Consider the following 20,737-nt stretch of genomic DNA (forward strand, 5'->3'; position numbering starts at 1 on the left):
GATATGTTATTGCGGCAGCATTGTCAATCCATATTCAGAACACGGGCGGATATGGAATCCGCCACGACCACCAGTCACACAGATAGCCATTTTTTCTGGGCACTTTGCCAGCGGGCGTACAACAGCTTGGCAATCAACGATCTGGGAACGAGCGCGCCGACGAAACGGAAAAACGTGTTGACGGGCCCCGGGATATAGAGTGAATCACCCTTCAAAACGCGCGTCAGCGTCCGACGCGTGATCTTTTCAAGCGCGTTTGTCGTCACGCCGCCCCAGAACCCCTGCGCCGCGATACCGGAAAGCGCCGCGTCCGTCGTCATCAGGCCGCCGGGACACAGCGTCAGTACCCGGACGCCGTACGGGCGCAGCTCCTGCCCGAGCGCCGTGGCAAAGTCACGCAGAAACGTTTTTGACGCGGCGTAGGTCGCTTTGAGCGGCATGGGGTAAAAGGCCGCGAGGCTGGAGACGAAGACGATGTAAAACGGCTTTGCCGGCGCGCGGCTGTCGAGCGCACGGCGGGTGACGCCCAGCGTCGCCTCCACGTTGAGGCGGACGATCTGCAAAAGCTCTTCGGCCTGCCGCTCGTAAAAGCCGCCCTCAAAGTCGATGCCCGCCACGTTTAAAAGCATGTCTGGCTTTGCGCCTTCTGCCTCGGCAGCGCGGAAGAGCGCCTCAACATCTCCTGCGCGCGTCAAGTCGCATTGATGCGTTAAGACGCGGACGGGATAACGGCTTTGAATACCTTGCGCGATCAGCGCCAGACCGTCGCCGCTCAAATCCGTCAAGAAAAGGTCATAGCCTCTTTCGGCGCAGGCGTTGGCAAACGCCCGGCCTAGGCCGCCTGCGGCCCCCGTGATCAAAACTGTCATGACGCCGTCACCCCGAATCGGATGCCAAGGAGCCTGTCACTGACCGCAAAGAGCTGCTCGGTGTTTTGCCGGTTTACTTCACGGCTTATCCTCGCCGGGCCGTTCAGGCCGTGGCAGAGCCCCGCTGGCGCGGGCTTTTCGGTCATAAGCCGCTTATAAATTGACGCGGGGACGGAAGGATCAACGCCGGTCTTTTTCCGATGCGTCCACACAAAGCCGACGAGACCGCCCGTGTTTTTATTGCCGATATCCGTTTTCACAAGGCCAGGGTCGACGCCATAAGCGCGAAGGCCCATATCGGCGTAGCGCTCCATAAGCCCGCGGGCAAAGAGCATGTTGCAGAGTTTCGACTGCTTGTAAGCCAAAAGCGGGCTGTAGCGTTTTTCAAACATCAGGTCCTTCCAGCGCATACGCATCAGCCTGTGCGAGGCGCTTGACGTGATGATGACACGCCCCTGTGCTTCGAGCAGGTTGGCAAGCAGCTCATGCGTCAGAAGATACCCCGCCAGGTGGTTGAGCGCAAACTGGTGTTCGTACCCCTCCGGCGTCGTCATGAAAAATCGGCGGACGCACCCGGCGTTGTTAATAAGCGCGTCGAGTCTGCCTGCGCTGTTTTCCTGAAGGTCCGCGCGGATTTTCTGTGCGAGGGCGCGGATATCAGATAGGTGTAGCAGGTCGCCCGCATAAAACGTGACGCGCGCGCCCGGCACAAGCGCGCGCAGCGCTTCTTCCGATGCCCGGCATGTCTCCGCGCTGCGCCCCAGCGCGATGACGCGGCAATTATCTTGAAGAAGGGCGGCGCAGACGGCAAAACCGATGCCGCTTGTCGCGCCAGTGACGACGACTGTTTTCATCACCTACTCCTATACAAACCAGTGCCAGACGTGCCAGAACTCAACAGCCCCGGCGCTGATGGCAAGGACGACATAACTGACGGCGAAGAAAACAACGAATATGAGCACTGCCAAGAGGCCGACGATACGCAGCTGGCGGCGTGCTGTATCCTTCATGACGGGGTGCAAGGCGTATGGCGGGTACTTCCCGTCCGTCATGACGTTTTTATGCCATCGCCTATACGCCCGCGCCATCTGACGTGTCAGCGCGATGAACCAGACGGCGGCGACGGCGAACAAAACGCCCAGCGCAATGAGATCGATACCAAGGAGCGCGCCACCGGCATACGGCATGACCGGCAGCAACACAAACGCCGGTAAGAGCGGCCTTAAAAGAAGGCAAAGGCCGACAAGGCATGACGATACGGCAGACAAGGCCAAGACAAGCACCCAAGAAAACAGCAAAGCGAAAAACGACGCGACAAAAATATCGGCAAAAAAGAGCCCGACTCCGGCAAAAATTTTATTTGATTTTATCACTTCTTTGGCGGTACCGGAAAGCGCAAACTGCGCGGCGATCTCCGGCGGTGCGCCGAGCTTCTTGGCGATTTCCTCCTCTGTATACCCGTCCGCCATTTTGCGGTCAAAATGCTCCTTGTATTCGGCTAAAATCTCGTCTATATCCGAAACGTTATTTGCTTTCAACTGGTTTTTCAGTTCATTTAAATATTCCTGCTTTGTCATTTTTCTTCTCCCCCTTTCACGAGCTTCTCAATTGATGCGGCAAACGCCTGCCATTCGGCTTTTTGCGTTAAAAATTCGTCCCGCCCCGTTTTCGTCAGTGAATAGTATTTGCGCGGCGGGCCGCCGCTTTCTTCAGACAGATACGTCGTCACAAAGCCGTCGCTCTTGAGCTTTCTTAAAATCGGGTAGACGGTGCCGTCGGCGATCTCAATATGCTGTGAGAGATACTCTGACACGTCGTATCCGTAACAGTCCTTTTGATAGAGCAGCGACAGGACGCAGAGCTCCAGAACGCCCTTTTTGTATTGGCTGTTCATCGTTTTCCCCCTTTGACGTACGTTTGATGCGTCATCATCTACTATTAATTATAATATAGTAGTTTTGATTTGTCAATAGTGATTTTATTTTTGTGTCAAAAACTGCATGGCATAGGAAAAACCGATCCCGCCATAATACATTTAAGGACAAAAACGGTTTTTTGCGCGGGTATGTTGTTATAAAGCGCTTCCCGCGCGGAGAGGAGCACACGATGGAAGACAGAAAGCTCAAAGGCTATCCCGTCTATACGGAGGACGAATTGGGCGGCATTGCACAGGTCGCCTCGGGAAGCGACTGTACGGGCCTCGAGCCGACGCCGCCGACATCTATTGCAGAGGCGGTGTCGTATTCATCGCTTGAAAATATCCCGCAGGTGACGAATAAAGTCGATAACGGTTTTCAACACATCCACCCGGAACGCAAAAAAAATCATAAATAAGTGAGCACATGATTTTTGGTTTTCATGTTCCGAAAGCTTGACAAACGGGTGCTGCCTCAGTACAATGACGTGTAAATATATGTAATTATAATAAATTAATAAAGAGCCTGAGAGCCTTTTAACTGTTTGGGGAAACCCGTACAGCTAAAAGGCTCTTTAATTTCAGGTAAGATGAGACGGAACAAGAGCTTTTGGACACCTCGCCGAAACGGCAATCGCCTTTCAGCGTTCCGCTTGCAGATGTCGAAACAGTGGGATATAATGGGATTAAGCTGCCGGGGATTACCAATTTGGCACATGTCCTGTCGTCGCCGGACTTTACGAATCGTTTTATGGTCAAGAGCTGTACATCATGGAAATAGTGTCATGGAAAAGGGGTGAAAAAATTGAAGCGTTTTTTATGGAGTTGTTTCTGTTTTCTATTTGTAATGACGTTGCCCTCATGCAGCCTTTCAAACACACCGTCGGGCTATCAGCAGAATGTGGCAGAAGAATCACAGGCTCAAAATGCAGATGTTACAATCAACATAGATGATGTCAAGGCTAATTTTTATTATATTTATGAATTAATCCATTATTATATTAGCTTTAAAGAAGATGCAATGAATGACATTTATTTCATCCATATTTATAAAGATTTTTTGGATGAAAATTATCCTATTTATCAAAGCGAAATGCAATATATTGAAGATTGTGCATCCAAGAATATTCATTATGAGTTAGATTATTGTATTGCAGATGTTGATGTTGAAGAGCTCCCGAACAATTTATACAAAGTTGTCTATGACTGTATCATTCGAGAAACTGATTCCAATAAAGTTGTCACTGAAATAAAAAAATCACAGGTCTTTACGGTGTACGACGATGGAAAAATTCAAAAAATTCGGGATATTCAAGACGTTTCGGATACGGCTTCATCTTCTTAATAATGTGATAACATCGCTTCATCGATCATAACCAGGTCTGAAAAATATTTGTTAAGCGTTAAAAAGGAGAGAAATGAAAAAAAGACAAATTTTCTTGATCCTTACCGTCATACTTTGCTTAGTCCTCTGTGCCTGTTCTGGATTGACGTCGCCCGCTCAACCGGCTGCACTTTCAAACAGCGCCAATCCTGTAAGTCCTGACGCGGATTTAAATTCTTGGGTCGGAGATTACTCCTTTTCTGAACACAATGATCCCGATGAAAACATGTTTTATAGCATAACGATATTTCAAAAAAATCATCAGTATTTTGCCGATATATTTATAGACGGTTTCCAGACGATGATTAGAATGCAAGCGACTGTTTCTGGAGACGCGCAAGCAATAAATCTGACTTTTGACAAATACTTGCCAGACAATTTAAATGAACCATATCAACAAGGCGATCTGCTGCTGACCCTTGAAAAGAATAATGACGTTATTGTGACGTATTGGGAGAAGCTGCAGCCAATGCTGCCTCAAAACACAGAAAACGGAAACGTATACTTTACCAAATAACAGTTATAAGGAACACCTCGCCGAAGCGAGGTGTTCCTTTCGTATGTATGTCTTTTACACGGTCAGTTATCAAGCCGCTTCAAACGGACAAAGCCACCGCCGCGGCGCGTCGTCTCCAGCCAGTTTTTGAGGTTGACATGGAATAGCCGCCCTTCGTCGGCGATGTCGGCTTCTAGGCGCGACATGTCTTCATCCCAACTCAGAGACAGGAGCGTCACCCAATGCCACGTGTCAACGAACGGCTCCGTGCCCTTGTCGAGGCTTAAAAAGGCGACCGGCATATCATCGTACAGCGCGCGGGCAATAAAGTCCGCCACCGCCCCAAGGCCGGGCCTTACCGCTTTTTTTGCCGGGATGTCACAGCTCTCCAGCGTATAAGGGAGGCCTTTGGCATCCATATAGGCGCGCGCGCCCTTCATAAAGGCCGCCGTCGTCGGAATGCCCTGAATACCGGGCGTCACATACCGCCATACCTCTTCCATCAGCGTTACGAAATCAGCTTTGGCGATCGGGTCAGGCCCGCCTGAAAGCCCGCTTTGATTTCGGTTTACATAATTTATAATTCCGGCAAATACTGTTGGTCCGCAACCCGCAAGGCGCTTGAACCCCGTCAGGTACCAAGCCTGCCGACCGCCACAGCAGGGCGTTCCGCCGTCATGGATTTCGAACAGCTTCATATTTTTGATGGATACTGTTTTCATAGCCGACTCCGTCATTTGAGCGTGACGATGTATTTTTCCAAGAGGGCGCAGGGGTGATATGAAAGTTTGGACGTGCGCAGGCCCTCAATGCCGTCGTCCTCTTCCCTGTTGATATAGGTGACGCCTTCTCCGGCAAACGCTTTGGCAAACTGGTTGACAACCATGGGATACGACCCGGCATATGCCGTCAGCGATTTCTCGACGTGGACAAATAGCGTATCGCCGACGATTTCGCCAAGCGACGCGCCGACGACCTTCCCGCCTGCCGTTAAAAAGCCGCCGAAAAGCTTGTAGATATCGAGATTATCCAGCACTTCTAGCGCTTTGCGGTTGCCCTCCTCATACGTCTCGGAGTCGCGATGGTGCTCTTGCGCATACGTTTCGAAAAATGCCCGGACTTCCTTCAGATTTTCGGGATTGATAATCTCAAACGACCAGTCTGGGTTTTCGCGCTGAAAGCGGTTAATGTGGTTGCGCTGGCCGCTGTAGCGCCGACCGGAAAGGTTTTTGATATCCTCACTTTGATACAGGTAGTCAAACCAGTTTCTGTTCGTTGTGATTTCGGCGTCCGGGTATGACAATTTGACCTGCTCAAGCCGGTGTTCGGAGACAACGCACAGGCGCGGTATCAGGCCGTTTTGACGGCAGTAATCAACAATTCTGTCATAGGCCTCTTTTTCGGGGCATGGCTCGCCGCGCGGCGGTGTAAACGCCGTCTCTCCCGTCAAATACTTGACCTTGAGATACAAAAGCCCCTCTTCAATGGCGAACTCTGTTTTAAATGTATCCCGCCAGATAAACGACCCGCCGATTGTACAGTCACAAATACGGCATTTGTTTTTTTCAAAATACGGGCGGAGCTGCGTGATATGCTCCAGTTTTAATGCTTGAAATTCCAAAAATTTCTCCTCGCTATTTCGTCCAGTTCAGTGCGTCTTTATTTTTTATGAAGTATTCTATCCCGGAATACAGTGTCGCCAATACAATAACGGCGACACAAGCCGTCACGAGAACGGTCGGGATCGGCAGAAGCATCAGAAGAATGCACACCATCGTCGACGCCGTTTTAATCTTTCCCGATAAACCAGCCGCGATGACGCGACCGCGATCGACAGCGATAAGCCGCAGCGCCGTGACGGCAAACTCACGGATGACGACGATTAAAACGGCCCACGCGGGCATGAGGCCCTGCTGGGTAAACCATAAAAGCGCAGCAAAAACGAGCGCCTTATCGGCAAGCGGGTCCATAAACTTGCCGAAGTCCGTGATCTGGCCGCGTGACCGGGCAATATGCCCGTCGGCAAAGTCGGTCAGGCTCGCCACGGCAAAGATGGCCAACGCAACGTACCGGCTGTCCGGAAAATCCAGATACAAAACGAGCAGGAATATGGGGATCAGGATGACGCGAAACAGCGTCAGTTTATTGGCTAGATTCATTTTTTATGCATCCCCTCGGTTTATTTGCTCACCGGACGGCTCACCGTCCCGCGTGCCGGTAATATGGACGGTGACAATGTCACCCGGTTTGACGGTGCGGCCGGTAAAATGGATATAGCCGTCAATTTCCGGTGACTCGGCCCAACTGCGTCCGATAAACAGCCCGTCCTCTACGCCCTCCGCGAGAATCGTTACCGTTGTGCCGAGGCGGCTGTTATTAAACGCGTCCATGACATCGCTTTGCAGCGCCATGACAGCCTCGGCCCGTTTGGCGGCTGTCTCGGCGTCCGGGCGGTCCATGACGGCAGCGGGCGTTCCCTCCTCCGGTGAATACGTGAAAACACCGGCGCGCTCAATCCGCGCCTCACGCAGAAAGTCCATGAGTTCGAGGAATTCTTGCTCACCCTCGCCGGGCAGACCGACAATCAGACTCGTGCGCAGAACGACGCCGGGAATCCGGGCGCGCAGCTTCTCAAAAAGAGCGCGGATTTCGTCCCCCGTGCCGCGGCGGCCCATTTTTTTGAGGATTCTATCGCTGATATGCTGCATGGGGATATCAAGATACTTGAGGATTTTTTCCTCTTCGGCGATGACGGCGATGAGGTCGTCGTCCATTTCGTCGGGATAGAGATAATGCAGGCGAATCCAGTTGAGGCCGTCAATCGCGCAGAGCTTTTTAAGAAGCTCTGCAAGGCTTCTTTTCCCGTATAAGTCGAGCCCGTAGCGCGTTGTGTCCTGCGCGACGACGATGAGTTCTTTGACGCCGCCTTGGACGAGCGCTTCGGCTTCCTTGATAACGCTTTCCATCGGGCGACTTCTGAAGCGGCCGCGGATATCGGGGATGACACAAAAGGCGCAGCGGTTGTCACAGCCCTCGGCGACCTTGAGATACGCCCAGGCGTCCGACGTGGTCACAACGCGCGGAATGTCGGGGTCTGGCCGGTTTTTATCATCGAAACGGGCAAAAACGCGGCCACTGAGTGCCGTTGTGACGGCCGCCACGATATCTGATGCGCTGCCGACACCGAGCACGGCGTCAATCTCCGGCAGTTCGGCGAGGATTTCAACCTTGTACCGCTCAGCCAGACAGCCGGTGACGATAATTTTTTTAATGCGGCCTTTTTTTTTGGCTTCGCCGAGCGCGAGCACCGTCTCGATGGCCTCTTTTTTGGCGCTGTCGATAAAGCCGCATGTGTTGACGACAACAGCATCCACGCCGTCTGTTTCGCCGGTGATATCAAAGCCTGCCTCGCGCAGGAGATAGAGCATCTGCTCGCTGACAACTCTGTTTTTTGGGCAGCCAAGTGAAATGAGCCCGATTTTAGTCTTCATCTGATAAATCCTTAATTTCGCTTAAATATCTGTCGATGGCAGGACGGATCTCGTCCCAGGCAAAGCCGCGCCTGTATAAAGCGTCTGCGGCTGATTTCAAGGCCTTGCGATCGGTATTCTTGCCGCGGAGTTTTGCTGTGAGGCGCTGATACACCGCTTCACCCGTATCCGGCATTTGTGCCAGCGCATCGTCCCACAGCGCCCGGTCAACACCGCGCTTATACAGCTCGTCTTTGACGCGCCCGGCGCCATAACCCTTGGCGGCATAATGTCGAACCAGCATGGCGGCAAAATCCGCGTCGTTGAGGAGCCCCTGGCGTTCCAGCCAGTCGGCTGTCTCCGATGCCGTCTCGGCATCCTCCCCTTTTCGCTCAAGGCGCTCGGTGATCTCATGGCGAGACATGTTGCGGCTGCCCAGCATATTCAGCGCACGCTTTTTTGACGCAGATGTTTTGACGGCTTTGACGAGCGCGTCATACTCCCCGTCCGTCAGCGTCCGCCCGCGATAAAGAGAGAAATCCGCGACGTGCGCCGCCGTAACAGTCATTGCCGCGCCGTCATCCAGCTCCAGGATGAAGGCGTCCTTCTTTTTTTCACTGATGGACAGCCTGACGATTTCCAAAGTCAGCCCTCGAAGTCCTCGGCGGAGACGTCAACGGCGCGCCCGGCCGCCTTGGCGGCGATGCGCTCCTGCGGCGTCATGAGCTTTGCCGCGTCGCGGCGGATTTTCATTTCGAGGTCCTCGGCGACGTCGCGGTTTGACTTCAGATACTCGCGAACGTTGTCACGCCCCTGCAGGCGCGTCTCACCGACGGTAAACCACGCGCCGCCCTTCTCGATCAGGCCAAGCTTGACGCCGAGGTCGATCAGCTCGCCCGTTTTCGAGATACCCTCGCCATACATGATGTCAAACTCCGCCTCTTTAAACGGCGGGGCGACCTTGTTTTTGACGATTTTCGCCCGTGTCCTGTTACCGACGACCTCGGTGCCGTTTTTAAGTGACTCAATACGCCGAACGTCGATACGGACGCTGGCAAAATACTTGAGGGCGCGGCCGCCGGGCGTTGTCTCCGGGCTGCCGTACATCACGCCGATCTTCTCGCGCAACTGGTTAATGAAGATGACGATACAGTTTGTTTTCGATATGGAGCCTGCGAGCTTGCGGAGCGCCTGGCTCATCAGCCGCGCCACGACGCCGACGCTGGAATCGCCCATTTCACCCTCGATTTCGCTTCTCGGCACAAGCGCCGCAACGGAGTCGACGACGACAACGTCAATGGCGCCGGAGCGAACGAGCGTTTCCGTAATGGCCAGGGCATCCTCGCCGGTGTCCGGCTGGGAGATGAGAAGATTTTCGATATCAACGCCGAGGGCGCGGGCATAGGCCGGCTCCAGGGCGTGCTCGGCATCGACAAACGCAACCTCGCCGCCGTTTTTCTGGGCGGAGGCGATGATGTGCAAGGCAAGTGTTGTTTTACCGGATGATTCGGGTCCGTATATCTCAATAATGCGCCCCTTCGGGACGCCGCCGATGCCAAGGGCAAGGTCTAAAGACAGAGAGCCCGTTGGAATGGACTCCACGTTGACGGCGAGATTGTCACCAAAGCGCATGATGGCGCCTTTGCCGTAGCTTTTTTCAATCTGCGAAATGGCCGTTTCCAGTGCTTTCTTCTTGTCGTCGGCCGGTGCGGCCGCTTCTGTTCTCTTTTTATCCGCCATGATAACGCCTCCTATTTCTGTCTTGTCGCGAGGACAACCCTTTCGATGCCGCGCGTATCCCGTATGATCTGAATATGTTCAAAGCCATTTTGCTTTAATATACCGGCGACCTGGACTGCCTGACCAATGCCGCACTCAAAGGCTAAAAGCCCGCCGCTTTTTAAAACGGTTTTCCATTTGGCCGCGATATTTTTATAAAAGATCAGTCCGTCTTTGCCGCCGTCGAGCGCCGTAAGCGGCTCGAAGTCCTTAACCGACGTGTCCAACTGCGCGATATCCGCCGCCGGAATATACGGCGGGTTGCAGACGATAACGTCGAATTCTCCCAGCAGCATCGGCGGGGCTTCCAGCGCGTTGAGCTCCAGCGTCGTCGTGCTGCGGGTGAGGTTGTTTTTGATGATATTGATGCGGCAGACGCGTAAGGCTTCCGCTGATTTATCCGCCAGAACGGCGCGGCAGAACGGAACGTGTGCGGCAATGGCAAGCCCCACACAGCCGCTGCCGGTACAGAGATCTAAGACGCGCGTGCCGTCCAGATTTTTTTCAAAGACCTTAATGACTGCCTCGGCCAGCACCTCCGTATCGGCACGTGGGATGAGCACGTGGCGATTAACGGTGATGGGCATGCCGTAAAACTCCCACTCGCCAAGGATGTACGCAACCGGCTCACCCGATTTCCGGCGGGCGATGAGGCCATCAACCTTCTTCTCAAAATCGTCCGTTGCAATCAGGCCTTTATCGCGGACAAACTGCTCGCGCGTTTTGCCGGAAACCGCAACGGCAAAAAGCCGTGCCTCCACGTCAAACGCTTCGATTCCGGCCGCCTTCAGGCGCCGCCGCGCGGACAGATAGATATCATTATATGTTTTGATCGTGATCCCTCCGTTGGGGGTTTTTTGTTTTTGGGGCGCCGGCGCGGGGCAGAGACAATCCTCAGTCGCCTTTGTCGGCAGCTTCTTTGCTATAGGAGCCTTGGTGGCGGGCGAACACAGTTCGCCCCTACGGGAGATGCGATGAACATTTCCCTCATCAGCCGCCTTTGGCGGCAGCTTCCCCCAGGGGAAGCCTTTTTCGGGGTCATAGGGGCCAAGCCCCCATTCCTTAATTGGGCGGGCGGTGGGATTTAAAATTACCAGGCGGCGTCGGCGGCCTTTTCTGGAATGACGAGGCGCAGGGCACGAAGGGCAACCTCTAGCATTTCATCGTCCGGCTCACGCGTTGTCAGGTGCTGAAGCGCCTTGCCGGGGGCCGAAACAATCCGCGTCAGTAAATTGTCATGCCGACCGGCCCATTTGATAAGCTCATAGCTCAGCCCGACGACAACCGGCAAAAGCAAAAGGCGCAGCGCCACGCGCACAAGCGGATTTGACCACGTCGCGAGAGAAAAAATCAGAATGCTGACGATCATGACGATAAACATAAAGCTCGTGCCACAGCGGGGGTGCAGGCGCGACTGCGTCCGCGCATTTTCAACCGTGAGCGGCAGCCCGCTTTCGTAACAGGCGATCGACTTGTGCTCGGCGCCGTGATACTGCCAGATGCGCTGAACATCCTTCATCCCCGATGTCAGCCACAGGTAACCGATAAAGATGAGGATGCGCAGAACACCCTCGAAGAGGTTCCGAAGGAGTGTGCTGTGAATGACGCTGTCAAGCAGCCCGGCCAGTAGCGTCGGCAGCAGGATGAACAGGCCGACCGACATGGCAAGTCCGATGACAACGGCCAGCGTAATGATTATTTTTTCCGCCTTCTCACCGCCGAAGTGCTCTTCAATCCAACGGTCAAGTTTTGACGGCTCTTCCTGTTCCTCCTCCGGCATTTGCTCGGCGGCATACATGAGCGCCCGGACACCGGCGACCATCGTGGCACCGAAATTGACGACGCCCCGAATGAGAGGCCAGCCGACTATGGGGTATTTTTCTTTGAGCAACTTGAGTTCCTCGACTTTTTCGACGAGACCATCACGTCCTCTGACGACAATGGCCTGTTTATGCGGCCCACGCATTAAAACGCCCTCAATCAGCGCCTGCCCGCCGACAGTTGTTTTAAAGGCGGTCTTTTCCTCTTCAGTCATATGGTGCGTTAATTCTCCTTTATGGTAGCTTCCGGCCCTTAAACAGAGCTGCTGACCGGCAGACGGACCGTCACAAGCAAACCGCCGCCCTCGGCGTTTTCAAGCGTGAGCGTGCCGCCATGGAAGCGAATAATTTCGTCACAAACGGCAAGGCCGATACCGCTGCCGCGGTCCTTGGCATTCGAGCCTTTATAAAACTTCATTTTCACGTTGTCCAGTTCATCTGCCGGGACGCCGGGTCCAAAATCACGAATACAGATGATGACATAGCTCGCGTCTAGGCCGACGGTGACCTCGATGCGCTTACCCTCTCGGCCATATTTGGCGGCGTTATCGAAGAGATTGAGGAACACCTGTTTTAGTCGGCTCGGATCGCCGGGTATGAGCGGAATTTCGTCCATGTACGGCTCATATATGAGCTCCAGCTCATCCTGCCGCAAGAGCTCGCGGTAAGTGAAAATCGAATCCTCCAGCTCGGCAACGATGTCAATGAGCTCAATATTGAGCGTAAAGCGGCCATCCTCCATGCGTGTGAATTCCAAAAGCTCCTCAACCATTTTTGTCAGCCGCCGGGCTTCCTTTAAGATGATGGCAATGCCTTTTTTCGTCTCGCCGTCAAGGTTTTCGTTATAGATAAGCGTCTCACCCCAGCCGGTAATGGCCGTCAGCGGTGTGCGCAGCTCGTGCGATACCGAGGATATAAACTCCGTTTGAATCTTTTCCGACTGCGCGATTTTCAGCGACATCTCGTTGATGGAGTCCACCATTTCACCAATCTCGTCGTGATAATCTTTATCGATCTGGATACCGTAGCTGCCCTGCGCGATTCGGCCTGTCATCTTGGTAATTTCGGTGACCGGCTCGATAACGGAGCGGATGAACACAAGGTTAATAAAAATGACGAGCAGCATAATGACGGCACCGAGCGCGCAGACAGCCAAAACATTAAACAGCACCTGCGCATCAACCGCATCAAGACTTGTAATATAGCGCATAACGCCAACGACCCTGTCGGAATAAATCATGGGTGCCGAGACAGACATCACGCGCTCACCTGTCGACGGCATGCGCCCGACCCAAGAGGAAATTTCACGCGATTGAATCGCTTCGGTCACGTCGGGTGTTGAGGAGGAGCCCGCCGAGATGCCGAACGTTGACATCATAACGCGGCCTTCCGCATCCATGAACTGAAGCTCCAGCCTGTCGGCGTCTTCAAATGACTCGGTGTAACGGTAAGCGCTGTCGTAATATTCCCCATACGACTTGGCAACGTAATTGGCGAAAAAGTCGGTCGCTGTTTTGGCTTTCGTTTCAAGGCCTGTCCGAACGGCATCATAATAATTGGCGGCGATGAAAACTGAAATAGCCGCCGTGACGACGAGAAGCGAAACCAGAATCACCAAAAAGCTGCTTCTGATCCAGCGGCGCTTCAGGCCGCTTGTCGGTATTCTGAAAAACTTTCTCATCGTCATCACCTGCTTTTCGTGCAGCCGTTACATCCGTTTCTTTTACAGGCCCCATTTATATCCGTAGCCCCAGACGGTTGTGATGAAGCTCGGATTCGTCGGGTCATCCTCGATCTTAAGACGCAAACGCCTAATATTGACATCGGCAATTTTCAGTTCCCCAAAATAGTCCCGACCCCAGACTGTATTCAGGATGTCCTCACGAGAGAGCGCTTTGCCGGGGTTATCCATAAACATTTTCATGATGGCGTATTCCACCTGGGTGAGTTTGATGCGCACGCCGTTTTTTTCAAGCGTCCTGTTGCGGGTATTCAGCCGGAACGGCCCCTGCACGATTTCGCCCGTGTCGATCTGCTCCGGGCCGCCCGTGCGGCGGTACAGGGCGTCAATCCGCGCCGTCAGCTCAGCCGGGGAAAAAGGCTTCGTCACATAGTCGTCGGCCCCTGTCATAAGGCCTGTCACTTTGTCCATCTCCTGCGTCCGCGCCGTCAGCATGATGATGCCGATATGCGCGTCGGCTGCCCTGATCTTGCGGCAGACCTCGAACCCGTCCATATCAGGGAGCATGATATCGAGGATGGCAACCTTAATATCGGGATTGGCTTTGAGCTTTTCGAAAGCCTCCGCCCCGGTTCCGGCCTCGACGGCCTCATAACCGGCCCGCTTGAGATTGATGACCACAAAGCTTCTGATGCTTGTCTCATCCTCTAAAACAAGAACTTTTTTCATCGCTACTCCTCCTTACTTTGACGGTGACCCCATGTTACAGCGCGCCGGTGACCCAGTCCGAGTACAGCAGTTTGAAGTTATCGGTTATCGTTTTTTGGCTGACGGAGAGCCCCGCCGGTGACGCAATAATTTCGGCGGCGTAGACAACGTCTCCATGCTCTGCGAGCTTAAACCGGCCCGCAACGGCCGCCCGGTCATTCCTGTTGTCGCCGTAGAGGGCGTATATCTTCAGATAATCGACAGGCGTATCGCTTGCGCCGGAGAGATAAGAGAAAACAATCGTCCGCTCGCCGGAGACACTGTCCTCCCGGCGGACGGTGATCTTATCGCGCCAGGCATTCGGAAGGATGAGATACCAGCCGTCCGAAAAATTATGATACGTCGTGAAAACACGGCTTTTATTTCCGCTGCTGTCGAAAGCGAGCCAGTCGATCACATAGTAATCCGATTGTTCAGGCGAAGTCAGTCGCCGCGGGGACGGCACCTCATAAACACCATCCTTATTAATGTCGGTACTGTAAACAGTATAGTCCCGCACCGATGTCTCGCTGATACCACTTGTTTTATTGAGGGTAATGTTCGATAGCGCGCCGCTTTTGAAAGCAAGCACGTCCGTCAGCATCCCGCCGCCGGGCAGCTGCCCCTCCGCAAAAACGGCCTGCTTCCCGTCGGACAGCGAACCGGCCACAACGCGTGAAAAGGCGGACAGGCCGTTTGACAGGCGCACCGTGCTTGTTTTAACGTTGCCGTCCGGCAGAAGCGAGAACATCGCCGCCTCGCCGGGCACGTCCGACGACGCCAACTGGAGCGCCAAAACATCTGTCCGGCCGTCGTTGTCGAGGTCATTGAGGACAAGTGCCGTATAGTCCGCCCCGGCCAAAAGCGTCTGCTGATAACTCTTAATGGCGTAAATCGACATGTGCAGGAGCGCCGCGCTCATCTGCCAGCCGACAACCAGCTCCGTCATGCCGTCACCATCCATATCGGCGTAGCGGATGCTTTCAATCGCCGTCCCGTCGCCGTCTATGACATCGGCTGTTTCGTAGTTATCGCCCTGCAGGCGCATGATATAAATCCGCAGGGGCTTGTCCCCTTTGACGCGGAAAAAAACGACCGCCTCATTGATACCGTCTCCGTCGAGATCCTTGAGCTGGACGGCCTGACGGTTCGGACCGGACGTTGGCGGCGCATATTCGGCACCGGCGGCCAAAACCATGTTGATTTGCTCTTGAAGCTTCACATATTCTTTCGACGCTTGAGGAAGCGTATATAAGTCATCCGGCGTCACTTTAAAGCAGCCCGACAAAGCAAAAAGCATGGCCAGCAGGCAGACGAGACCCACTGCATACCGCCGTCCGATCTGCATGGTGCCCGCCCCCTTTTTCCTCAATCTGGCGTTCCCGCCGCCTGTTCCGGCAGAAATCAATAATCTTATTTATTTTATCATATTTTTCAGAAGATTGGTAGTAGGAACTTTACCGTATTCCGTCGGTGCGCCGTCTGTCTATTTTCACTTGAAATCCCTGATGGGCTGTTGTATAATGTGGCGTGCATCAAGCCTTATGCCGGTGTGATGAAATCGGTAGACGTAGCGGACTCAAAATCCGCCGCTGGCAACAGCATGCCGGTTCGAGTCCGGCCACCGGCATTGAAAAAAGCCTCAAAGGGAAACCTTTGGGGCTTTTTTTACAATTCTAAAGAAGGCATTATTACCGCCAGAAAAAGTGTCGAGGGTCGTCTTTTTGATTCATCTGAAATTCTAGTTACTTCTCTTTTTCAAATTTTATATTTGTTAGTACGGTATTTACCAGTTCTCTTTGCTGAGCTTCCGTCAATTCAAATTGGCATTTGGCGTATTCAGCAAAAAATGAAACTGGATATGTAGGCTTTCTGCGAAAGGGTCTTATCATTCAAAATTCAGACTCAAAATTTGTTTCGTCGCCCCAATTTTTAGGGTGAACCATGGTAATGAAAATGATGCAGGTTAAAGGCGGGTACACCTCGAGGCGCACCCGCCGATTCACAGTGGACGGCAATGCCGACCGCCCAATGACTTTGAGCAAATTGTCTATTTTTTCATAGGTGGATGTAAATCGAGCAATGAACACCTTTTGGGTGTCTGTGGTTACTACGAACAGCCAGATTTCAGGCTTTTCAAATCACTCCATTTAATTTGTAATTCTACAACATCCCCTGTCACATGTGGCACAGCAATAATTAATCCGATTAATTCTTTATTAAAGTAGCTATAGATAACAGGAGAATCTTCATACGGCGAGTCAGCATTGTTTAATAAATAAATAATATCATCATCAGAATAATTTTTGTTAAAATAATCAAATGCCTCTGATGCAAGTTCGTTCTCAGCTGGAATATTAACGCTTCTTAGAATGTTCACAAAATTTTTATTAATTTTTAAGAAATCTTTTAACTGCAGCCTATATCCTTTAAGCAAATTGATATTAACAGTATAAGATAATTCACGTGGATAAGCCGCGCCTTCATAGTACACTGAACCAAAATATTTTATACTCAACAAGCTTTTATTGGTATACATTACTCTAAAATTTAGCTCTAATGTTATTTTTTCTGAATTGCCACCTAAAGAAATAAATTCCGCAAATGCTTGTTTCTTTAAAATATCATTAATGCTTTCTTCTAAAACGGTATTGCTCATGTGAGATAGACAAGGATATCGAATATTAATATTTTTGTCTACAAAGCATAAATCATTAATAGTGATGTTTTCATTACCAGGTGTATAGTTTTCATTAATATTTTCGGTATTCCCTTTTTCTATTTCTTCTGGAATAACAGTATGAACAGCAATCACGCTATCCCCCGCTTCTTTTGCTTCAGTTTTCTGTCCTAATTCTGATTTATTACATGATGTTAAAAATAATAGTATGAAAATGACAATCAGATATCTTTTTAAGTAGATTTTCATTTCAATAACCTTTCATTGATCGAATTTATTATTTAATTATGGACGTAACAACAGTATATATTTCCTTTCTACTATCCCATTCTCCTGGATACGCAGAAGCATTTGAATCACCTGCATATACTGCATTAGATACCATTTTTAGGGTCGTCATGGAGTCATAGCCTTTTGCTATTACGTCATTAATTTTATGTGTACTCCAATAATACCCCGCTACTTCCCATGCATAATTAGCAGCAATATGGTTAGCACCAAGTTTCATAATATTTGGATCACTGATACCAAATTTTTCGATTAGGTAATTAGAAAATTTTTGATAATTATACCGCCCTGTTAATTGAATAAAACCTGCCCCTCTAAAAAGGTAGCCGTCCCCAACTTGTGTATTTCCTAAATTTTTCCCACCTGTCGTACCCGGTTCATACTTTTTGCAGTATTGTCTTACATAACTTTCTGAGCACCAACCCGCTTCGGTGAGTGCAAGGCGTGATTCATGCAAACACACCGCTAGAAAATATTGCACTTGTTCAAGGGTGGTGATTCCATACGTGACCAACACCCTGTTTAAATCGCTTACTAAAGCATCAGTAACTTTTCCCGCAAGAAAATGATTACTCTTTTTTAATAATTGTTCTAACAATTCTTTTGTTACAAGATATTCAGATGTATTTTCAGTTGCCCCTCCACTTCCACCTGTATTATTATCTATTATTGCTGAAGAAGGCGTAATCGTCATGCTGTCCATGATACTATTTACTAAATCGTTGCGCTGACCTTTATACTTAGCATAACTACTGGGATTAGTTAGATAATCTGCGTATATTTTTGACAGTTCACCGGCAATAAATTTTCCGCAACCGGCGTATGATCCATCGCTGTTAAATAAATCAGACTTCGTGATAACCCCTTTCGTGATGTATAACGTTTGAAATCTCAAAAGTGCTTCAAGCGTGTTTTTTTGGAACACGCCGTCTACTACTCTCCCTTGATTAAAGTCATCGGCAGTATATATTCCAGTATAATACCCAAGCATATATAACAACCATTGCATCTGCATAACATCATTGTCACTATCGTAGGAAGTGTTGATAGTTCCATATTCGATAGGCTTTATTGTTGTGTTTGCTTTTGATGGTGTGAATATATTTGTGCCTTTTTGACCATTGTCCGAATCATATATAATTTTTCCATTATTATCATAAATTACTACATGTTTAGTTTCTCTGCCATCCGGAGTTATTTCCTTAGTAGTTTCAGTAATATTACCGCATATTTCGTGCACTGTTTCAACCGACTTTATGCCACCATTAGAATAATAAATAGTTGTTGTAGTTATTTCCGGTTCGGAAACTCCGGAACCAGGTATTGATCCTAAATATCTGGAGCTGGTTGAATAAAAGTAACTGGGTTCATCAACATGCCCCGTCGGATCACTATTCATCATTGGCTCGTTATGGCAATACGTATACAGATTCAGGCTCAGCGGGTCGTTTGCTTGGCCGGTATACGAGTCCGCCGTGATAAACCGCGCTGTCACAGGGTCATAATACCGCGCGTTGAGGTAGTACATTCCCGTCTCATCGTCAAACTGATACCCGGCGTAGAGATAGCTATTGGCAATATTGCCGGTGGCGGTGGTGACAACGCCGAATGCGTCGTAGTCGTACGTCATGACGATGCTGCCGGTTGAATCCGCAATATTCACAACGTCGCCGTGCCCGTTATACAGGTAATACAGCGTCGTTGTACCCGCCGTGCGGCTGATGAGCATGTCCCCACCGTAGACGTTGTACGCCGTCTGATTTCCGCTGCCGTCTAGCTCCAGGACGACCTTGTCTAAAGGGCAATAGCAACGCGATTGAATCCATTAAATGTATAATATGTCGTATTGTTGTTCCAGTCAAGAAATATGAAAAAGCCTTTGAGAATGTTTTGGGGATAAGAAACACCTCGCATGTATCTGCTAATACATGCGAGGTGCTAAATTGATGTTATGTCGTTGTTACTGTACTGCCATCTGGTATATCGATCCCAGCAGGAAGCGTATCAGGTCCACCGCCATGGAAGTATTTATCTTTATCTTCTGCTTTCATTACCTGAATTACATACATGCCTACATTCTCAGGATGGTCAGTATCAATAGTACATTCCACCAGAAAAATTAAATACTTCTGTTTATCAGTATAAATATAATACCATGAATTTGATCCTTTGATTCTGCTCCCATTATTAATAGATTCTGCAGTAGCACCATGCACGATTGTTTCCCATGATTCAATTTTCCCTTGTACAAATACAAATAAATAATCAATCTGTCCGTCAAGGTCTTCTGTCTTATTTTTCGCCTGATTGGAAAACATGTTCTTTATAGAATTTTTATCCTGGTTATTTATCGCTTTTATGATTTGTTTCAGTCTGGCGTCTGCCTTACCTCCGTCATTATCTATACTTAACATATGTGTTCTTGCCCCTCCTATTGAACATGCATTTAGAAATAATATACTTGCTATAAGTAAAAACCCAAAAATGCTCTTAATCATAGCTTCTTTGTCCTTTAACTAAAAATTAACCCTGCACTATGGAGGCCATCGTTGAATACCCATTTATTACCTTCGCAAAGTATAAAACCCGACTTATACTGGTTGTTTTTCCCATATTCATATATCTTGAATCCGCTTTTCTTTCACTTCTCGGCATAATATACCACTCCCGCAGCTATCATAACATAGCTGCGGGAGTATTTTCAAACAGTAGCACCGTCGCCTTGATTTGCTTGCTTGTTTTTCCTTTGTTATTTCCATTCACCATTTTCAAATATTAATTGGATCGAATTCTCGGGGTTTCCTATCTCGGAAATCACTAAAACATTCCCCTCGAATTTATATTCCACATTAAACCATACACTTGTTTCTTTCTCTTTATTACACTTAATTTCAATTGCTAGAGAATCGGTATCAAAAGCTTCCGTTTCTTCGACCATCCAGTTTCCGGCGCTTACAATTCCTTTTATCGGAATGAAACTTGTTAACGTCCTATTTTCAATTTTATACGTGTACATCTCATAAGATTCGTCACTGATATCCCAATTACTCTTTTTTATTAATATATTGGCATAAACCCCACTTTCGTCCGTTAGAATTCTTGTGTCAACGACCGCATTCTCCTCTTCAGGTGATAATAAAACAGTAAGTAATTTTGTGCTCTCAAACACGTCATCATTCCATATTTGTAAAAATACCCTTGAGTTGTTGTATCCAGGAATATATGTCACATATCTAAAGTCTTCGTCGTTGTTCTTATATATTTCCGAGAATCTTATCATTGTCCCAGGAACTTCGTAATAGACCTCATATCCCAATGGATTCATTTCACAAACACTCTCACGATATTTAAGTAAAGCCTGAAATTTTTCCATTGCTTCATAATCCAAAGAATAGAACTGTTCACTATTTGTATCATTGTATTTAAAAAGGATCTCATGATATTGGCTCAATAATTTTTCATATTCTGTATCAGTTTTATTTAATAGATCTGAATTCTCAATTGAATTCACATCTCCGCTATTTTCGTTGGAAACGGCAGTGCAACCAGCAAGTAGCAAAAAGCTAAATAGGAGTATTACAAGTCTACATTTCATTACATTACCTCAT

Annotated in this window: 23 protein-coding genes and 1 tRNA gene; 5 read left to right on the plus strand and 19 right to left on the minus strand. The window is 49.7% G+C overall.

Annotated elements, in window-relative coordinates:
* Positions 1–74: 74 nt before the first annotated feature.
* From IZU99_07900 to IZU99_07915, 4 genes are read right to left on the minus strand one after another with little or no spacing between them, the layout of a single operon-like run.
* Positions 75–869 (minus strand): SDR family NAD(P)-dependent oxidoreductase, encoded by a 795-nt coding sequence (locus IZU99_07900; GenBank protein UOO37177.1) that lies wholly within the window; start codon positions 867–869, stop codon positions 75–77.
* Complete coding sequence (locus IZU99_07905) at positions 866–1,723, minus strand: SDR family NAD(P)-dependent oxidoreductase (protein ID UOO37178.1); 858 nt, start codon at positions 1,721–1,723, stop codon at positions 866–868. Before IZU99_07905 ends, IZU99_07900 begins: the two co-directional genes overlap by 4 nt.
* A 9-nt stretch (positions 1,724–1,732) precedes the next feature.
* Complete coding sequence (locus tag IZU99_07910) at positions 1,733–2,446, minus strand: DUF1700 domain-containing protein (GenBank protein ID UOO37179.1); 714 nt, start codon at positions 2,444–2,446, stop codon at positions 1,733–1,735.
* Positions 2,443–2,763 (minus strand): PadR family transcriptional regulator, encoded by a 321-nt coding sequence (locus tag IZU99_07915; GenBank protein ID UOO37180.1) that lies wholly within the window; start codon positions 2,761–2,763, stop codon positions 2,443–2,445. Before IZU99_07915 ends, IZU99_07910 begins: the two co-directional genes overlap by 4 nt.
* Positions 2,764–2,975: 212 nt before the next feature.
* On the opposite strand from IZU99_07915, the gene IZU99_07920 reads away from it, so the two are divergent.
* From IZU99_07920 to IZU99_07930, 3 genes are all read left to right on the plus strand, one after another.
* The gene (locus IZU99_07920; protein UOO37181.1) at positions 2,976–3,203 is read left to right on the plus strand and encodes a hypothetical protein; all 228 of its coding nucleotides are present in this window, start codon (positions 2,976–2,978) and stop codon (positions 3,201–3,203) included.
* Positions 3,204–3,589: 386 nt separating this feature from the next.
* Positions 3,590–4,129, plus strand: a complete 540-nt coding sequence (locus tag IZU99_07925; GenBank protein UOO37182.1) for a hypothetical protein — start codon at positions 3,590–3,592, stop codon at positions 4,127–4,129.
* 73 nt (positions 4,130–4,202) lie between these two features.
* The gene (locus tag IZU99_07930) at positions 4,203–4,685 is read left to right on the plus strand and encodes a hypothetical protein (GenBank protein UOO37183.1); all 483 of its coding nucleotides are present in this window, start codon (positions 4,203–4,205) and stop codon (positions 4,683–4,685) included.
* Between the two features lie 62 nt (positions 4,686–4,747).
* Here the strand turns inward: IZU99_07930 and IZU99_07935 are convergent, their stop codons facing one another.
* The 11 genes from IZU99_07935 to IZU99_07985 all read right to left on the minus strand — a co-directional run bounded on the left by IZU99_07935 (position 4,748) and on the right by IZU99_07985 (position 15,509).
* Complete coding sequence (locus IZU99_07935; GenBank protein UOO37184.1) at positions 4,748–5,386, minus strand: hypothetical protein; 639 nt, start codon at positions 5,384–5,386, stop codon at positions 4,748–4,750.
* Between the two features lie 11 nt (positions 5,387–5,397).
* The gene (locus tag IZU99_07940; GenBank protein ID UOO37185.1) at positions 5,398–6,285 is read right to left on the minus strand and encodes a DUF2156 domain-containing protein; all 888 of its coding nucleotides are present in this window, start codon (positions 6,283–6,285) and stop codon (positions 5,398–5,400) included.
* A gap of 13 nt (positions 6,286–6,298) precedes the next feature.
* On the minus strand, positions 6,299–6,823 hold the full coding sequence (pgsA, locus tag IZU99_07945; protein ID UOO37186.1) for a CDP-diacylglycerol--glycerol-3-phosphate 3-phosphatidyltransferase: 525 nt from the start codon (positions 6,821–6,823) through the stop codon (positions 6,299–6,301).
* 3 nt (positions 6,824–6,826) lie between these two features.
* Entirely contained in the window at positions 6,827–8,155 is a 1,329-nt protein-coding gene (rimO, locus tag IZU99_07950; GenBank protein UOO37187.1) for a 30S ribosomal protein S12 methylthiotransferase RimO, read from the minus strand.
* Positions 8,145–8,777, minus strand: coding sequence for a regulatory protein RecX (locus IZU99_07955; GenBank protein UOO37188.1), 633 nt, complete (start codon positions 8,775–8,777; stop codon positions 8,145–8,147). The genes rimO and IZU99_07955 overlap by 11 nt, the downstream gene beginning before the upstream one ends.
* Before the next feature lie 2 nt (positions 8,778–8,779).
* Positions 8,780–9,874, minus strand: a complete 1,095-nt coding sequence (recA, locus tag IZU99_07960; protein UOO37189.1) for a recombinase RecA — start codon at positions 9,872–9,874, stop codon at positions 8,780–8,782.
* Positions 9,875–9,885: 11 nt separating this feature from the next.
* Positions 9,886–10,746, minus strand: a complete 861-nt coding sequence (gene prmC, locus IZU99_07965; GenBank protein ID UOO38795.1) for a peptide chain release factor N(5)-glutamine methyltransferase — start codon at positions 10,744–10,746, stop codon at positions 9,886–9,888.
* A gap of 257 nt (positions 10,747–11,003) precedes the next feature.
* Positions 11,004–11,948, minus strand: a complete 945-nt coding sequence (locus IZU99_07970; protein ID UOO37190.1) for a DUF1385 domain-containing protein — start codon at positions 11,946–11,948, stop codon at positions 11,004–11,006.
* A 38-nt stretch (positions 11,949–11,986) separates the two neighbouring features.
* The gene (locus tag IZU99_07975; GenBank protein UOO37191.1) at positions 11,987–13,414 is read right to left on the minus strand and encodes a HAMP domain-containing histidine kinase; all 1,428 of its coding nucleotides are present in this window, start codon (positions 13,412–13,414) and stop codon (positions 11,987–11,989) included.
* 42 nt (positions 13,415–13,456) lie between these two features.
* Positions 13,457–14,143, minus strand: coding sequence for a response regulator transcription factor (locus tag IZU99_07980; protein UOO37192.1), 687 nt, complete (start codon positions 14,141–14,143; stop codon positions 13,457–13,459).
* A gap of 34 nt (positions 14,144–14,177) precedes the next feature.
* A complete protein-coding gene (locus IZU99_07985) occupies positions 14,178–15,509 on the minus strand; it encodes a hypothetical protein (GenBank protein ID UOO37193.1) in 1,332 nt (443 codons plus the stop codon).
* Positions 15,510–15,707: 198 nt separating this feature from the next.
* Here IZU99_07985 and IZU99_07990 point away from each other — a divergent pair.
* Positions 15,708–15,791 (plus strand) — tRNA-Leu (locus IZU99_07990).
* Entirely contained in the window at positions 15,765–16,028 is a 264-nt protein-coding gene (locus tag IZU99_07995; GenBank protein UOO37194.1) for a hypothetical protein, read from the plus strand. Before IZU99_07990 ends, IZU99_07995 begins: the two co-directional genes overlap by 27 nt.
* A 243-nt stretch (positions 16,029–16,271) precedes the next feature.
* Here the strand turns inward: IZU99_07995 and IZU99_08000 are convergent, their stop codons facing one another.
* The 4 genes from IZU99_08000 to IZU99_08015 all read right to left on the minus strand — a co-directional run bounded on the left by IZU99_08000 (position 16,272) and on the right by IZU99_08015 (position 20,724).
* A complete protein-coding gene (locus IZU99_08000) occupies positions 16,272–17,090 on the minus strand; it encodes a hypothetical protein (protein UOO37195.1) in 819 nt (272 codons plus the stop codon).
* A gap of 28 nt (positions 17,091–17,118) precedes the next feature.
* Entirely contained in the window at positions 17,119–18,858 is a 1,740-nt protein-coding gene (locus IZU99_08005; protein UOO37196.1) for a hypothetical protein, read from the minus strand.
* 220 nt (positions 18,859–19,078) lie between these two features.
* Positions 19,079–19,627, minus strand: a complete 549-nt coding sequence (locus tag IZU99_08010; GenBank protein UOO37197.1) for a DUF5104 domain-containing protein — start codon at positions 19,625–19,627, stop codon at positions 19,079–19,081.
* Positions 19,628–19,878: 251 nt separating this feature from the next.
* Entirely contained in the window at positions 19,879–20,724 is an 846-nt protein-coding gene (locus IZU99_08015) for a hypothetical protein (GenBank protein ID UOO37198.1), read from the minus strand.
* Between the last annotated feature and the right edge of the window lie 13 nt (positions 20,725–20,737).

The organism is Oscillospiraceae bacterium CM (assembly GCA_022870705.1).
Taxonomy (GTDB): domain Bacteria; phylum Bacillota; class Clostridia; order Oscillospirales; family Oscillospiraceae; genus Sporobacter.

Excerpts from the sequence above, each read along its gene's own strand:
- IZU99_08015 (UOO37198.1), bottom strand. The coding sequence starts at position 20,724 with ATGAAATGTAGACTTGTAATACTCCTATTTAGCTTTTTGCTACTTGCT.
- IZU99_07915 (UOO37180.1), bottom strand. The coding sequence starts at position 2,763 with ATGAACAGCCAATACAAAAAGGGCGTTCTGGAGCTCTGCGTCCTGTCG.
- pgsA (UOO37186.1), bottom strand. The coding sequence starts at position 6,823 with ATGAATCTAGCCAATAAACTGACGCTGTTTCGCGTCATCCTGATCCCC.
- IZU99_07935 (UOO37184.1), bottom strand. The coding sequence starts at position 5,386 with ATGAAAACAGTATCCATCAAAAATATGAAGCTGTTCGAAATCCATGAC.
- recA (UOO37189.1), bottom strand. The coding sequence starts at position 9,874 with ATGGCGGATAAAAAGAGAACAGAAGCGGCCGCACCGGCCGACGACAAG.
- IZU99_07985 (UOO37193.1), bottom strand. The coding sequence starts at position 15,509 with ATGCAGATCGGACGGCGGTATGCAGTGGGTCTCGTCTGCCTGCTGGCC.
- IZU99_08000 (UOO37195.1), bottom strand. The coding sequence starts at position 17,090 with ATGAAAATCTACTTAAAAAGATATCTGATTGTCATTTTCATACTATTA.
- IZU99_08005 (UOO37196.1), bottom strand. The coding sequence starts at position 18,858 with ATGCTCATCAGCCGCACGGCGGGTACAACGACGCTGTATTACCTGTAT.
- IZU99_07995 (UOO37194.1), top strand. The coding sequence starts at position 15,765 with ATGCCGGTTCGAGTCCGGCCACCGGCATTGAAAAAAGCCTCAAAGGGA.
- rimO (UOO37187.1), bottom strand. The coding sequence starts at position 8,155 with ATGAAGACTAAAATCGGGCTCATTTCACTTGGCTGCCCAAAAAACAGA.
- IZU99_07975 (UOO37191.1), bottom strand. The coding sequence starts at position 13,414 with ATGAGAAAGTTTTTCAGAATACCGACAAGCGGCCTGAAGCGCCGCTGG.
- IZU99_07930 (UOO37183.1), top strand. The coding sequence starts at position 4,203 with ATGAAAAAAAGACAAATTTTCTTGATCCTTACCGTCATACTTTGCTTA.
- IZU99_08010 (UOO37197.1), bottom strand. The coding sequence starts at position 19,627 with ATGATTAAGAGCATTTTTGGGTTTTTACTTATAGCAAGTATATTATTT.
- IZU99_07910 (UOO37179.1), bottom strand. The coding sequence starts at position 2,446 with ATGACAAAGCAGGAATATTTAAATGAACTGAAAAACCAGTTGAAAGCA.
- IZU99_07905 (UOO37178.1), bottom strand. The coding sequence starts at position 1,723 with ATGAAAACAGTCGTCGTCACTGGCGCGACAAGCGGCATCGGTTTTGCC.
- IZU99_07920 (UOO37181.1), top strand. The coding sequence starts at position 2,976 with ATGGAAGACAGAAAGCTCAAAGGCTATCCCGTCTATACGGAGGACGAA.
- IZU99_07970 (UOO37190.1), bottom strand. The coding sequence starts at position 11,948 with ATGACTGAAGAGGAAAAGACCGCCTTTAAAACAACTGTCGGCGGGCAG.
- IZU99_07980 (UOO37192.1), bottom strand. The coding sequence starts at position 14,143 with ATGAAAAAAGTTCTTGTTTTAGAGGATGAGACAAGCATCAGAAGCTTT.
- IZU99_07900 (UOO37177.1), bottom strand. The coding sequence starts at position 869 with ATGACAGTTTTGATCACGGGGGCCGCAGGCGGCCTAGGCCGGGCGTTT.